Here is a 14,944-nt window from a genome sequence, read left to right as displayed (position 1 = left end):
GCTCTCGCCGTTGGGGGGGGGGGGGGGTGGGGGCGGGGCGTCGGGCGCCGGCCGCCCCCCCCCCCCCCCCCCCCCCCCCCACCACCGGGAAGGGCTTTAGTGGAACTGCTGGGCTTCGGTGGAGCCGGCCAGTGCGAGGGTGCCGCTGTTTGGGTTCAGCGCGCTCGCGACCAGATCGAAGTAGCCTGTGCCCACTTCGCGCTGGTGCTTGGTTGCGGTGTAGCCGCGTTCTTCGGAGGCAAATTCGCGCTCCTGCAGTTCGACGTAGGCGCTCATCCCGTCCCGGGCGTAACCGTGGGCGAGGTCAAACATCGAGTAGTTCAGGGCGTGGAAACCAGCCAGGGTGATGAACTGGAATTTGAAGCCCATAGCGCCAAGTTCACGTTGGAACTTGGCGATCGTGGCGTCGTCCAAATGCTTTTTCCAGTTGAACGACGGTGAACAGTTGTAGGCCAGCATCTGGTCCGGGAATTCGGCGTGGATGGCGTCGGCAAACTTCTTTGCGTGTTCCAGATCCGGGGTGCCAGTTTCCATCCAGATGAGATCGGCGTGAGGTGCGTAGGCGAGGCCGCGAGCAATGCAGGGCTCGATCCCGTTGCGCACGTTGTAGAAGCCTTCGGGAGTGCGTTCGCCGGTGATAAACGGCTTGTCGCGATCGTCGACGTCGGAGGTGATCAGGGTGGCTGCCTCGGCGTCCGTGCGGGCAATGATGACCGAAGGGACACCGGAGACGTCCGCCGCGAGGCGTGCTGCGTTGAGTGTGCGCACGTGCTGGGCCGTAGGGATCAAGACCTTGCCGCCCAGGTGGCCGCACTTCTTCTCGCTGGCGAGCTGGTCTTCCCAGTGCACACCGGCCGCGCCGGCGGCAATCATGGACTTCATGAGCTCGTAGGCGTTCAGTGGCCCACCGAAGCCGGCCTCGGCGTCGGCCACGATCGGCACCATCCAGTCCTCAACGCTCTGCTTGCCCTCGGAGAACTCGATCTGGTCCGCACGGAGCAGGGCGTTGTTGATGCGCCGAACAACTGTCGGGACCGAGTTGACGGGGTAGAGCGACTGGTCGGGGTAGGTATTGCCCGAGGTGTTGGCATCGGCGGCAACCTGCCAGCCGGAAAGATAGATGGCCTTCAGGCCGGCCTTGACCTGCTGCACTGCCTGGTTTCCGGTCAGCGCGCCCAGCGCGTTTGTGTAGTCTTCCTGGCCGGCGTTGCGGAGCTGGTCCCACAGCTTTTCGGCGCCGCGGCGGGCCAGCGTTTGTTCCTCGGTGACGCGGCCACGGAGCTTGACGACGTCGGATGCTGAGTAGGTGCGTTCGATCCCGTTCCAGCGGGGGTTGGCTGCCCACTCGAGTTCGAGGGCTGCGGCTGCCTGTGCGTTGCTCTGCTCCGGCGTCATTGCGGGTTCAAATGCTGCAGTCATGATGCTTGCTCCTTGTGCGATTCCGTGTTCTTCTTCGTGATTTCTACTATTCAGCGCTTTTCAAGGGGTTACTAGGGGTAAATGGTGGAAAGAATGGCAGTTCTTCGCGTATTCTCAAGAAATGACTAATGTGGGCTGGAACACAGGCGCCGCGCGGACGCCCAACGGCAAGGGATCCAGCGCAAACGCGGAACTGGACATTATTTCCCTGGGCAGGAGGGTGCGGCACCTGCGCAAGAACCTTGGCATGACCCTGGACGATCTTGGCGCTTTGGTGGGCGCGGCGCCGTCGCAACTTTCCTTGATTGAGAACGGCAAAAGGGAGCCAAAGCTGACGCTGCTGCAGCAGCTGGCCGGGGCACTCGGCGTCGGACTTGAACAGCTCCTGGGAGCCGAGCCGCCCAGCCGTCGGGCGGCGCTGGAAATCGAACTGGAGCGGGCGCAGCGCGGGCCGCTGTACCAGTCGCTCGGATTGCCCACCGTCCGCGTCAGCTCGCGGCTTTCCACAGAAGTGCTCGAGTCGCTGGTGGGTCTGCAGCACGAGCTGGAGCGGCGGTTGGATGAGCAGTCTGCAACGCCTGAGGAGGCGCGCCGGGCCAACACCGAGCTGCGCATGGAAATGCGTGAGCGCAACAACTATTACCCGGAGATTGAACGCCAGGCCCAGGAGCTGCTGGCCAAGGTGGGACATGACCGCGGGCCGCTCTCCCACCACGTGGCGGCCGACGTCGCCGAGCACCTCGGATTTGCCCTTCACTATGTGGGTGATTTGCCGCATTCAACCCGTTCGGTGACGGATTTGAAGAATCGCCGAATTTATCTCACGCAGGGCCAACGCTCGGATCACGACCCCCGTTCGGTGCTGTTGCAGGCGCTTGGACACTACGTCTTGGGCCATAAGACGCCGCTGAACTACGCAGACTTTTTGCGCCAGCGCGTGTACACGAACTACTTTGCCGCGTCGCTGCTGATGCCGGAACGGGCCACCGTGGACTTTCTCAAGGACGCCAAGGCTGCCAAGGAGCTGGCCATTGAGGACATTCGTGATGCGTTTTCAGTGTCCTATGAAACGGCCGCGCACAGGTTTACCAACCTGGCCACCGAGCATTTGGGGATTACGACGCACTTTCAGAAGGTGCATGAATCTGGCATTATTCACAAGGCCTACGAGAACGACGGCGTGAACTTCCCTGCCGATCACACGGGCGCCATCGAGGGGCAAGCTGTATGCCGGTTCTGGACCTCACGGGCGGTGTTTGATGTGCCGGACAAGTTCAGGGCGTTCAACCAGTACACGGACACCGGCGTCGGCACCTATTGGTGCACGGCGCGGACGGAACGTCATTCCTCGGGCGAGTACTCGCTGAGCATCGGAGTGCCCTACGCCCATGTGAAGTGGTTCAGGGGACGCGAAACCACGGAGCGCTCGCAGTCCAAGTGCCCAGATCCGGGCTGCTGCCGCCGCCCGCCGGCCGAGCTGTCCGCAGAATGGTCTGGCAATGCCTGGCCGTCAACCCGTGCCAACTCGCATTTGTTGGCCGCGATGCCGCAGGGCGCGTTCCCCGGCGTTGACGAGACCGAGGTTTATCGCTTCCTGGCGGCCCACGAGGGGCGCTAGGCCGGGCAGCCCGCCAGAGCGCGCCGTCGAGCCGTCACATAATGCCGCTATGAACGTTCAGAACGGCATTATGTGACGGCTCAACAGGCGATCTAGCTTGGGCAACGTTTTCCCGATCTTCGTCCGACGTTCATCTCACCATTGGCCTGCGGTCCGGCGGGGCAACATAGCGTGAAGTTGTCAGGAGCACCAAGGCTCCCAAGAGTGAGGAACTTTCATGACCACGAACCAATTCCCAGTCGTTTTGACCACCGAGGATGCTGCTTCCGATAACGAAGATGTTGTTGGAGGCAATGTTTCCGTCGTGAATGAGATGTACCTGGCCCTACTGAATGCAAACGAGATCGCGCCCAACGCGTTGCGCAGCTACTTCGTTGACTTTTACCTCGCTCAGGCGCTCGACGGCGGATTCGCCCAGTATGTCTTCATGACGCCCGACCGCGAAGAGCTGGACGCGTACATCCGCGAAGGCTTCGAAGCGATGGGCGCCAAGGCGCATCTGGAGCTTTTCAACCGTACCGCCGCGCTCTACGACCTCCTGTCTGAGCAGGACACGGAGGCTTACCTCGAGGACGAATCAGATTCAGAGTCCGAGCGTTCAGAGGGCGTCATTGCCATGGAGGAGCTGGACAACGAATTTGAGGAACTGTTTGAGTCCGAGGACGTCACCGGCCTGAACGCCCAGTGGCTGCGCGGACAGGAAGGGTTGCTCATCTTGGATGCCGAGGAGCTGGCCGCACACATCGCCACCCGCGTCGCAACGGTCACCGATCTTGAGGCGCGCAGGGCCGAAGCCGAGCTGGAGGACGCTCCCGAATTTGAGCAGGTCATCCGTGAGCTTTGTTCAGTTGCTGGCCACGAGCTCGAAAAGATCACCTTGGGCGATCCCAACTACGAGCACAACGGCGAAAAGGTCCTGGCCTGGCACTTCACGACCGACAAGGGCGAATACATCATGATCGACGACGATATCGAAGCCGTCATGATCGAGCCCAAGACGAAGGAGATCATCGCCACAGTTGAGTTCGAGCTGGACGACGAGCTCGCGGACGCATAGCCCAAGCTTCGCGCTCTGAGCTCCCTGAGCTCCCAAGGCCGGGGCACCCTATGTGGTGTTCCGGCCTTTCTGGCGCCATAGTAAAAAGAACGGATTGGCGCGGCCGTGCCGTAGGGTCAACTCCATGGAAGATCTCAAATGGACAGGCACGGCCCCTGCCAAAAAATCGTGGCAGGCGATGCCTTTCGCCCCCGGCATGTACAAAATATTCTTGACGGGCGCCCTGCCCAAGGATGCGAACTGGCCCGCAGAATTGACGCCGCTGAAGCGCGGTGACCTGCTGTACGTTGGCAAGGCGACGAACCTCCGCAGCCGTGCAAAGCACCACGCGGTACAAACATCCAAGTCCACTTTGCGCCGTTCCCTGGCAGCCATGTTGGGGCTGCAGGCGCAGTGGCACGGCAAATCAGCGCATCCGCGGTTGACTGACGTGGATGAAGAGGTCCTTAGCGCGTGGATGGTGGCCAACCTTGGCATGTCGTTTGCCGTGGTGCCCGAGCTTGAGCCCGTCTCCGGTCTCGAAGACGCCATGCGCGAGGAACTCTGCCCGCCCCTGAACCGCGATGGCCGCACGCCGGAACAGCTGCACGTCTCGGCAGTTACCGCGGCCGCCCAACGCAACGCCCTCCGCGACAAGGGCTAAGCAGCCGAACAGGTGGCCCCGGCGTCGTGCATTGTTAATGTGCGACGCCGGGGCCTTGCCTTTGGCGCGTTGGTGCACCTCTTGATTGGGGTGTCGAAGTGACACATGATGATCAAATACGGATCGGTTGTGCAACGGGGAGGACCGCGGGTGCAGTTCCATCAACACGGGTATGTTTCGGGGGATCCGCGCATCAGGCCGGCGGCGGGGATCGGGCTTGACCGCCCTAGCGAGCTGCCAGCGGAGATGGATGTATTGATCGTTGGCACCGGGCCGGCCGGCATGATCACGGCTGCCCAGCTGGCCGCGTTCCCCGACATCAACACCCGCATTGTGGAACGCCGCGGCGGGCGCTTGGAGATTGGCCAGGCCGACGGCATCCAGGCCCGCAGCGTGGAGACGTTTCAAGCCTTTGGCTTTGCCGAGCGGATCATTGCGGAGGCCTACCGGATCACGGCAACCGTGTTTTGGAAACCGGATCCCGCCGACCGTACCAACATTGTCCGGGCCGCCAGGGCTCCTGATGACACAACGGGCATCAGCGAATTCCCGCACCTGATCGTGAACCAAGCCCGTGTGCTGGATTACTTTGCAGAGGTCATGGCGTATTCGCCTTCTCGCATGAAACCAGATTACGGCTGGGAATTTCAAGGCCTGTCCATCGACGAATCCAGTGAGTATCCGGTGGCCGTGACGCTCGTCCGTACCGTGGGAGAGCATGCCGGTGAGGAGCGGGTTGTTCACGCCAAATACGTTGTGGGGGCGGACGGGGCACACAGTCCTGTCCGCGAATCGATCGGCGCCAAACACAGCAGCACCCACGCCAACCACGCGTGGGGCGTCATGGATGTCCTGGCCGTCACCGATTTTCCTGACATCCGTGCCAAGTGCGCCATCCAGTCCGGCGACGGCGGCAACATCCTCCTGATACCGCGTGAGGGAGGCTCCTTGTTCCGTATGTATGTGGACCTCGGCGAGGTCATTGAAGATGGCGCGCACGCGGTCCGCAACACCACGGTTGAGCAGGTCATCGCCAAGGCCAACAGGATCCTTCACCCCTACACGCTGGATGTGAAGAGCGTTGCGTGGAGCAGCGTCTACGAGGTGGGACACCGGCTCACTGACCGCTTTGACGACGTCCCGTTGGAGGAGCTCGGCACCCGGCTGCCCCGTGTTTTCATCACCGGCGACGCCTGCCACACTCACAGCGCCAAGGCCGGGCAGGGCATGAACGTCTCCATGCAGGACGGCTTCAACCTGGCCTGGAAGATCGCCCACGTCTTGGTGGGGCGGAGTCCTGCCAGCCTGCTCGCCACCTATTCGGCCGAGCGAAAAGTGATTGCCAAGAACCTCATTGACTTCGACCTTGAATGGTCAAGGCTGATGGCCATGCGGCCGGAGGAATTTGAAAACCCCACCGAACTTGAAGACTTCTACGTGCGAACCTTTGAATTTCCCGCCGGCTTCATGACGCAATACCAGTCGTCGATGCTGACCGCCGAGCCCGCGAACCAGGAACTGGCCACGGGATTCCCGATCGGCAAGCGTTTTAAATCTGCGCCGGTGGTGCGCGTGGCGGATGCCAACCCGGTGCAACTGGGCCATCATCACCGGGCTGACGGGCGCTGGCGCCTCTACGCCTTTGCGGATTCACATGCGGTGGGGGAGGCGTCCTTGCTGACCGACTGGGCACAGTGGCTCTCCACCTCGCCCGACTCGCCCCTCGTGAAGTACACCCCGGATGGCGCAGACATCGACAGCGTTTTTGACGTGAAGCTCATTACGCAGCAGGACTTTGAGGGCGTTGATCTGCGTCGCGTGCCGGCAACGTTCATGCCGCGCACAGGCCCGTTTGGGCTCATTGACTACGAACTGGTCTATGCCACCGATCCGGCGAATGACATTTTTGAAGCCCGGGGAATCAGCCGCGACGGCGCCGTGGTGGTGGTCCGCCCGGACCAGTACGTGGCGAATGTGCTGCCGCTTCAAGCGCCCACGGAGCTAGCGGAGTTCTTCGCGCCGATCATGCAAGCGAAGTCGTAGCCGACGTTGCTTAGGGGTTGTGTTGGTCCTTTGCGGACGTCCCCCGGGTACCCGTGATCTGAGGTGGGGTGCCGTGCTGGATCGACACCAAACAGCCCGACGTGGCCGCGGTCCGCAGAGGTTCTCCACCGGAAGGCCGGCTTATGCCATGCTGCGGTCGAACCACTGGCGCAGAAGTGCTTCCTCGCCACTGCCCGTGGTGCGCAGGCGCAATAATGGGATCTGGTGGACCTCGCAGATGGCGTCCTTTTGGACGTCCCGCCGCAGCTGAGCGGGATTGTTTTCGTGAAATGCGAACCCGTCGATCTCAATGGCGAAAGCCAGCCGGTTCGTGATGCGGTTGTATACGACGACGTCCAGCGTCGTGGCGCGGTGTCTAACGTAGTCGGCCTGTTCTTCCGTGAGTCGGGCCAGGTCAGGGAGCAGGTCGCGCAGCACGACTTGGTCCGTGACGGTGAAATCGGCGTACTGATCCTCGGCCAAAATGTCGTGGAGCACAGTCCATATGATGTTCTCAGAGGCATACTCGGACCTGTGCTGCAGCCTGGCTGCCAGCGGTTTCAGTCTGGGGGAGTAGTCCCTGTACAACAGGTCAAAGACAGAAATTATATTGCTGTCGAACACCTCCTGGCCGGGATTGTTGTATTGAATGTAGTGGACCAAGTCCCGCAGGTTGCGGCTCTGCGGCAGCATGTCATGGTTCGTGACGAGCACAAACTGCTTCTCGGCCCGGGACACGGCAACGTTGACCAAGTGGGGGTCGTCCACGAAGGCTAGGGTATTTCGATCCGAAACCCACCCATCCAGGACGGTGCTCATGATGACGATTTCCTTTTCACGGCCCTGGAATTTGTGGACCGTGCTTGCCTGGACTCCTGCCAGTTGTGCGGCAAACTTGTCTGCCTGGAGCCGGTATGGAGTGGCGATGCCAATCTTGTCGGGGTCGGTATCTGCAAAGAACTGACTGATGACCTCCTGGGTCACCACATCGATCTCCCTCTGGTTGCTCCGTCCGCCTTCCAGATGCCGCCGCATATGGTTGCCTGCCGTTGTCCGGACTATTCTCAAGGCTTGCACCCCGGGATTACCGGGCTTGTAGGCGACAAGCTGTCCGTTATAGAACTTCTTGTTGCAAAAGCCAATGATGGCCGGATCGCACCTGTAGTGCTCTCTGAGCATTGTCCGGGGGAGGCTGTCGCCATGCAATGCGATCAGAGACGACAGGATGTTGTGGCGCAGGTAGTCGTAGGGCGGCGCGGGGGCAGGGCCGGCGGCGGCACCGGCTGGAGTGTTTGGGATGTGCTGGAGCTGCTGGAGATCGCCGACAACAATCACGTTTCGGGCTTTTTTCAATGCCAGCCCCGCCGCAAGCAGGTCGACCTGGGACGCCTCGTCGATGATGAGGTAGTCCAACAGGTATCCCTCTGGCAGGCTGTTGCCCAGCGAGTGGCAGGTGCTGAGAATGACCGGGTAGTCCCGGACAAACTGCCCGAACTGTTTCTTGTACGTCGTCGGGCTGAAGTTTGTCCGGGGAATTTGGGCGTACCGCCGGTGAAGCAGACCCCGGAGAGCCTGGGCAGAAAGCTGCTGCTGTTCCATTGCCAGAGCCTTCATGTCGGCTGCTTTCAGCGAATGCTCCGCCGCCTCGATGTCGTGCTGCAGTTCAGAGATCTTGTTCTGGTAATACGCACGCTGCAGCTGCAGGACGGTGTCTGTACTTGCCGGGTCGATGCGCTTCGTGGAGCCGAACTGGAAGTATCTACGGATGCTTTGCAGAAGGCGGCGGACCGGATTCCTTTCGGCCTTGGCGAGGGCCGTCTCCGCAAGGAAGTCTAAGATGCGCCCGGATGTTTGTTTCAGGAGCGGATGCCCCTCGAGATGGGCTGGGCTGTGGCGCTCGAAGTGCTCGCTGAAGTGGCGGAATTCAAGGATGTACGCATCACGCTGCTGCCGCAGTTGCGCCAGCTGCAGCTCAGTTTCATGTAATGCCTGCAGGCGTCTGTCGACGTCGGCGATTTGTTCCGCCGGCGGCAAGGGTTCAGCACTGGCTCCGGCCAGGCGGTCGACGGCGGCATTTCTCTCCGCTTGGCTGGCAAAGAATTCGGCCCTTTTCTCTGTGCGGCCCAGGCCGGCAACGACGTGGCCAAATCCTTCCTTGTCGAGCTTTTCCCTGACATTGTCCACGGCCGAGTTGTTGAACGAAACGATGCCGACGGTTGCCCCCGGCGTGGCAATGATGTTCGCCACCAGGTTTAAGATTGTTTGGGTTTTGCCGGTGCCTGGCGGGCCGTCGATGACCGACACAGGGTGGCTGAGGCATGTGCCGACCGCCTCTCGTTGGCTCAGGTTTGCGGAGAACGGGAACAGGAGCGTTCCAGTGCCCTCTTCTCGCTCCACAGGGGTCCCATTGAGGTATCGACCCAGTGCGCTCTTAGTATCGACAAAGCCCAAACGTTCATAGGAAAATCGGAGCGGGTCTTTCGGATCCAGGCCGGAAACAATCCTGTGCCAGTGGTTGAGTATGTCCGCTGCGCGTGGTGCGGCGGCTGCGTCCTGATGGAATTCAACGTCTTTGTCGGTATGGCTCGCATAGCCTTCTCCGCCAGGGCTGGAGTAGACGATGTGCCACCAAGAGGCGTCGGGCCCGTCGAATCGCCAGGCCTCGGTGGCATTGCTCCACAGGGCTCCGCGGACGGCCAGGCGCATGCCGTTGTGGAGGGGGCCGCCTGCCGGGTTGCCCACCACTGCCACGTTTTCGGAACGATACCTGTATTCCTTGCCCCCATTGGCGGATCCAAATGTCAGGTACGTATAGCCCCGGTCTGCGCGGACGTGGAGCACGTCAGCGGACTTGTCGGCGAAGGCGCCGCCGTCACTGGGGCGGACAAACACCGCCTCGTGGCGAGGGTCGATCACGGCGGCTCCTTGGGGGTCAGATGCTGCACCTGGCTTGAAGTCTACGCATACCGGCCAGCAACGCACCTCAGGCTACGGGCCAGCGATGATGAATTCGTCCACGGGCGTTGTCCCGTCTGATTCATAGACCGGAACGCTGACGGGCTTTCCCTGCGGCCGAGGAGCGCGCGGTGCGCACGGCCAGCGACTGGTCAACTGGCGTCCCGCGTCGCCAGCCACAATCGACGGCGGACGTCAGCGCCCGGCCGGTGTGCCGCCGTCGTCCGCGTCCGCGTCAGGCAAAGCGGGGATGAACGCGGCGGCCAAGCCCTCGCTGCCCCGGGCCAGCAGCGTGACGTCGGCACCAACCAAGATCAGGTCCGCGCCGGCGTCGAGGTAGTGCCGGGCCGTGGCCGCACCAAAGGCGTTGACGCCCACGGGCTTGCCCGCCGCTTTTGCCGCCTTGATGCAATGCTCGACGGCGGCCAGCACCTCCGGATGTTCCTGCTGTCCCAGGAGGCCAAGGGACGCGGCTAGGTCCGCCGGGCCAAGGAAGATGCCGTCGATCCCGTCCACCGCGAGGATGCCTTCGACGTTGTCCACGGCCTGGGCCGATTCGATCTGCACCATGACCGTGATGGTGTCCGCGGCCCGGGCCAGATAATCCGGAATCCTGTTCCAGCGCGAGGATCGGGCCAAGGACGAGCCAACACCGCGCATGCCCCGGGGTGGATAGTGGGCGGCGGCCACCGCAGCCTCGGCGTCGGCAATGGTGTGGACCATGGGGATCAGCAGCGACTGCACGCCCACATCCAGATATTGCTTGATGATGACTGGATCGTTGATCGGCGGACGGACCATGGGCGTGACGGGGTAGCCGCGCACAGCCTGCAGCTGGGACAGGATCCCCTCGAGCCCGTTGGGGCTGTGCTCAGCATCGATCAGCAGCACGTCCAAGCCGGCCCCGGCGCAGATCTCGGCCACGAGCGGGCTGCCCGAACACACCCACATTCCAGCCAGCGGGCGGGTGGCGGCGGCGAGCGCGTCCTTCAGCGAGGGGTCCGGAGTTACTTGAACTGGCATGTGATGGTCCCCAACTTTCCATAGTCGGCAAAAATGGTGTCGCCGGCGCTGACCCAGAGCGGCCGGGTGAAGGAGCCCGCCAGGATGAGTTCCCCTGCCTTGAGGACGTCCCCGTGCGCTGCAATCTTGTTCGCAAGCCAGGCCACGCCCGACGCCGGATGGTTCAGCACGCCCGCGGCCACCCCTGTCTCCTCAACGGTTTGGTTCCGGTAGAGGATGGCGGCGACCCAGCGAAGGTCGACGGCGTCCGGCTTCACCGGGGTGCCGCCCACCACCATGGCGCCCAACGCAGCGTTGTCGCTGATGGTGTCCACGATGGTGCGGCCTTCCATCTCGATCCGGGAATCGAGGATTTCAAGGGCCGGGGTGACGTATTCGGTGGCGCGTAGGACGTCGATGAGTGTGGCGTCCGGGCCGCTGACGTCCTCTTTAAGGAGGAACGCCAGCTCCACCTCGACGCGAGGGTGCGAGTACTGCTTGCACTCCACCGTGGCGCCATTTTCTAGGATCACGTCCTTGAAGATGATGCCGTAGTCAGGTTCCGTGATGCCGGTGGCCTGCTGCATGGCCTTGGAAGTCAGCCCGATCTTGTGCCCGCCGAGCACCCGTCCGGCAGCCTCGCCCCGTTCACGCCACAGCTTTTGCACCTTGTAGGAGTCCTCCACCGTCATTTCCGGATACCGCTTGGTCAGCAGCGGGACAGGGACTCTTATGCGGGCGGCCGCCACCAGCTCGTCGGCAATGCGGGCGATGGTTTCGTCGTCAAGCATGGTCTGTCTCCTCTGGTTCGGTTGCTGAGAGCCGGCGCGCCGACCGCCGGGAGCCGGGTGGGGCATTTGGCCCGCGGGAGTGGCATCGGGCACCCGCGAAGCGGGCGGCGGGTAAATGCCCCACCGGCGAAGGCGGTCAGCCCGTCGGCGGCGTCAAACGATTCATAGCTGTCCGCCTAATTTGAAGCCGTGTGCCTCGGGATCGCCGCGGGTGTATGAGAAGCCGTCAGCGCCCACGGTGACTGCCATCTCCGAGGACTGGGTGCGCGGGATGACGGGCTGGGGGTTGCCGTCCAGATCGAGGACAAGGGAGGCCTCGGTGTACCAGGAGGGGACAACGGGGTTGCCCCACCAGTCGCGGCGTTGGTTGTCGTGCACGTCCCAGCTGATGACAGGGTTGTCGGGGTCGCCGGTGTAGTAGTCCTGGGTATAGATCTCCACGCGGTGTCCATCCGGGTCGAGGATGTACAAGTAGAAAGCGTTGGAGACGCCGTGGCGTCCTGGGCCGCGTTCGATCCGGTCCGAGATGCGCAGGGCGCCCATTTTGTCGCAGATGGCGATGATGTTGTGTTTCTCGTGGGTGGCAAATGCCATGTGGTGCATGCGGGGGCCGTCGCCACCGGTTAGAGCTGTGTCGTGAACTGTCTGTTTGCGATGCATCCAGACCGCGTACGTGGTTCCGGCCGCGTCCCTGATGTCTTCGGAGACGCGGAAGCCCAAGTCCTCCAGATATTTTTGTCCTCGCGGGACGTCCGGGGTGACCTGGTTAAAGTGGTCAAGGCGGACCAACTCACCTGCTGTGTAAAGGTCGTACCGCTGGGTCAGCCGTTCCACGTGGGTGCTCTCGAAAAAGAACTCGTAGGGAAAGCCCAGCGGGTCCTCCACCCGAACGGCGTCGCCAATTCCCTTAACGAAGCCCTCCTTTCGGCGCTCGGTGCGGCAGCCCAACTCCCTGTAGTAACTTTCGGCCGCATCCACATCCGCCGGAGTCCTGACCCGGAACGCAGCAACGGCAGCGGCGGCCACAGGCCCCTTGCGCAGCACCAAATTGTGGTGGATGAACTCCTCAAGGGTGCGCAGGTAGATGGTGTCGGCGTCCTCGAAGGTCACGTGCAGGCCCAGAACGTCCACATAAAACGCGCGGGAGGCGGCCAGGTCCGTGACCACCAGTTCCATATAGGCGCAGCGCACAATATCGGGCGGCGGGACGTGCGGGGTGGCGATGGGACCGCTCATGGGGTTGCTCCAAACTGGGTTGCTCCGAACCTTGGCGTGTGGACGGTTCCTAGCGTGATGTGGACAGCCTGCTGTTCCGTGTAAAAGTCGATTGAGCGGAAGCCGCCCTCGTGGCCCAGTCCGGAGGCCTTGACTCCGCCGAACGGAGTGCGCAGGTCCCGGACGTTATGGCTGTTAAGCCAGACCATGCCAACGTCAAGATTCTGGGCGAAGGTGTGGGCGCGGGTCAGGTTTTGCGTCCACACATAGGCGGCCAGACCGTACTTGACGCCATTCGCCAAAGCCAGCGCCCCGGCGTCGTTCTCAAAGGGCGTGATGGCCACAACCGGGCCGAAGATTTCCTCCTGGAAGATCCGCGCCTCCGGGGCAACGTCCGCAAAGACGGTGGGGGCAACATAGTTTCCGTTCTCCATGCCCGGTGGACGGCCGCCGCCGGCGAGTAGACGGCCCTCGGACTTGCCGAGCTCAACGTAGGACATGACCTTGGCATAGTGCTCCGGGTGCACCAGCGCCCCCACCTCGGTTGCGGGGTCATGGGGGTCGCCCACCACGATGTTCTTGGCCCGGGCGGCGAATTTTTCACAGAAGTCAACGTAAATGGACCGTTCCACCAGAATGCGGGAACCAGCCGTACAGCGCTCGCCGTTAAGGGAGAAAACCCCGAACAGGGCTGAGTCAATCGCGGCGTCCAGATCGGCGTCGGCGAAGACCACGCACGGGCTCTTGCCACCTAGTTCCATGGACAGGCCCTTGAGGCCGGTGGCCGCGTTGCGGAAGATGGTCTGGCCCGTGGTGGTCTCGCCGGTGAAGGAGATCAAGGGGACGCCCGGGTGTTTGACTAGGGCGTCGCCGGCCTCCTCGCCCAAGCCGTTGACCAGGTTAAACACGCCTTGCGGGAGGCCTGCCTCGGCAAAGATTCCTGCCCACAACGAGGCGGAGAGCGGGGTAAATTCGGCCGGTTTCAGGACCACGGTGCAACCGGAGGCCAGTGCGGGGGCCAACTTCCAGGACTCCAACATGAACGGTGTGTTCCACGGCGTGATGAGGCCGGCGACGCCGATCGGCTTTCGGTTGACGTAATTGATCTGGGCGCCGGGGACCTTCATGGCGTCATCGAACTGTGCGACGATCAGGTCCGCGAAGAAGCGGAAGTTCTCCGCGGCCCGCTGCGCTTGGCCATGGGCTTGGGTGATGGGCAGGCCCGTGTCGAACGTTTCCAGTTCGGCCAGCCGGGTCTCCTGAGTCTCGATGGAATCGGCGATCTGGTTCAGGATCCGGGCCCGCTCGCGGGATTTCAGCTGCGGCCACGGACCCTCGGTGAAGGCTCTGGTTGCTGCGGCGACGGCCAGGTCAATATCGGCCTGTTGCCCGGCGGCGGCCGTGGCGTAGTCGGTGTTCGACACCGGGTCCAGCACGCTGAAGGTTTCCCCGCCTACCGAGTCCGTGAAGGCGCCGTCGATGTAGTGCTGAATGTGGGTGGGCAGATCCTTCGGGATGAAATGGCCGGTCATGGCGTGGTCCCTTTCCTCAGATTGGCGTCCAGTAGATAGGCGTCCAGCGTGGCGGTGCGGTGCGTCCGGGCTGCGCGTTCTATGGTCTCGGCCGAGGCACCGCGCTCAATCAGCGCCAGCAGCGCCTCATGTTCTGCCACGGATTCGCTGGCCCGGTCGGGGATATGGCTGAAGGTGGAACTGCGCAGCGCCTGGAGCCGGTTCCACCCGCGGTGGACCAGATCGAGGATGTGGGGATTGGGACATTTTTCAAACAGGATGCCGTGAAATTCCCGGTTCAGGGCTGTGACTCGGAGGGGGTCAAAATGCGTCAACCCTTCGCGCATGGCGGCGTTGACCTCCTGCGCCCGGGCAATGTCCGCTGGTGTGAGCAGGGGTGCGGCCAGCGCGGTGGCGACACCCTCAACAATGCTCAAGGTCTGCATGGTGTACAGGTACTCGACCGGGTCTATCCCGGCCACGGTTGCGCCAACATTTCGCTCGAACGTCACCAGCCCTTCTGCTTCCAAGCGGCGAATAGCCTCGCGCACCGGAACTACGCTGCAGCGCAGATCCACGGCCAGCGAGGCCAACACCAGCCGGTGCCCGGGAGTGAACCGGCCGTCCAGGATCTTCTCCTTGACGGCGGAGTAGGCCTGCTCCGACTTGCTGGTCGTGGCCATGTCAGCT

General features: G+C 62.6%; 11 protein-coding genes. 4 read left to right on the top strand and 7 right to left on the bottom strand.

The window, feature by feature from the left end:
- Nucleotides 1-96 precede the first annotated feature (96 nt).
- Complete coding sequence (aceA, locus tag ACP7B9_RS09465) at nucleotides 97-1,419, bottom strand: isocitrate lyase (RefSeq protein WP_425862776.1); 1,323 nt, start codon at nucleotides 1,417-1,419, stop codon at nucleotides 97-99.
- A 121-nt stretch (nucleotides 1,420-1,540) separates the two neighbouring features.
- Between aceA and ACP7B9_RS09460 the strand changes: the two genes are divergently transcribed.
- The 4 genes from ACP7B9_RS09460 to ACP7B9_RS09445 all read left to right on the top strand — a co-directional run bounded on the left by ACP7B9_RS09460 (nucleotide 1,541) and on the right by ACP7B9_RS09445 (nucleotide 6,780).
- Nucleotides 1,541-3,037, top strand: coding sequence for a helix-turn-helix domain-containing protein (locus ACP7B9_RS09460; protein WP_425862775.1), 1,497 nt, complete (start codon nucleotides 1,541-1,543; stop codon nucleotides 3,035-3,037).
- Nucleotides 3,038-3,254: 217 nt separating this feature from the next.
- A complete protein-coding gene (locus ACP7B9_RS09455) occupies nucleotides 3,255-4,094 on the top strand; it encodes a DMP19 family protein (protein ID WP_425862773.1) in 840 nt (279 codons plus the stop codon).
- 124 nt (nucleotides 4,095-4,218) lie between these two features.
- Nucleotides 4,219-4,737 carry a GIY-YIG nuclease family protein gene (locus ACP7B9_RS09450; RefSeq protein WP_425862772.1) on the top strand — a complete coding sequence of 173 codons (519 nt, stop codon included), beginning with the start codon at nucleotides 4,219-4,221 and terminating at the stop codon, nucleotides 4,735-4,737.
- 150 nt (nucleotides 4,738-4,887) lie between these two features.
- Nucleotides 4,888-6,780: an FAD-binding monooxygenase gene (locus ACP7B9_RS09445; RefSeq protein WP_425862771.1), complete on the top strand. Its 1,893-nt coding sequence runs from the start codon at nucleotides 4,888-4,890 to the stop codon at nucleotides 6,778-6,780.
- Between the two features lie 141 nt (nucleotides 6,781-6,921).
- On the opposite strand, the gene ACP7B9_RS09440 is transcribed toward ACP7B9_RS09445, so the two are convergent.
- From ACP7B9_RS09440 to ACP7B9_RS09415, 6 genes are all read right to left on the bottom strand, one after another.
- A complete protein-coding gene (locus ACP7B9_RS09440; RefSeq protein ID WP_425862769.1) occupies nucleotides 6,922-9,696 on the bottom strand; it encodes an AAA domain-containing protein in 2,775 nt (924 codons plus the stop codon).
- 234 nt (nucleotides 9,697-9,930) lie between these two features.
- Nucleotides 9,931-10,758, bottom strand: coding sequence for an HpcH/HpaI aldolase family protein (locus tag ACP7B9_RS09435; protein ID WP_425862768.1), 828 nt, complete (start codon nucleotides 10,756-10,758; stop codon nucleotides 9,931-9,933).
- A complete protein-coding gene (hpaH, locus tag ACP7B9_RS09430) occupies nucleotides 10,743-11,528 on the bottom strand; it encodes a 2-oxo-hept-4-ene-1,7-dioate hydratase (protein WP_425862767.1) in 786 nt (261 codons plus the stop codon). Before hpaH ends, ACP7B9_RS09435 begins: the two co-directional genes overlap by 16 nt.
- Before the next feature lie 162 nt (nucleotides 11,529-11,690).
- Nucleotides 11,691-12,764: a 3,4-dihydroxyphenylacetate 2,3-dioxygenase gene (gene hpaD, locus ACP7B9_RS09425; RefSeq protein ID WP_425862766.1), complete on the bottom strand. Its 1,074-nt coding sequence runs from the start codon at nucleotides 12,762-12,764 to the stop codon at nucleotides 11,691-11,693.
- Nucleotides 12,761-14,275, bottom strand: coding sequence for a 5-carboxymethyl-2-hydroxymuconate semialdehyde dehydrogenase (gene hpaE / locus ACP7B9_RS09420; RefSeq protein ID WP_425862764.1), 1,515 nt, complete (start codon nucleotides 14,273-14,275; stop codon nucleotides 12,761-12,763). Before hpaE ends, hpaD begins: the two co-directional genes overlap by 4 nt.
- Nucleotides 14,272-14,937 (bottom strand): GntR family transcriptional regulator, encoded by a 666-nt coding sequence (locus ACP7B9_RS09415; RefSeq protein WP_425863135.1) that lies wholly within the window; start codon nucleotides 14,935-14,937, stop codon nucleotides 14,272-14,274. Before ACP7B9_RS09415 ends, hpaE begins: the two co-directional genes overlap by 4 nt.
- Between the last annotated feature and the right edge of the window lie 7 nt (nucleotides 14,938-14,944).

Origin of the sequence: Arthrobacter sp. TWP1-1 (assembly GCF_049897845.1) — a bacterium.
GTDB lineage: Bacteria > Actinomycetota > Actinomycetes > Actinomycetales > Micrococcaceae > Specibacter.
This window is presented reverse-complemented; position numbering and strand designations above follow the sequence as displayed.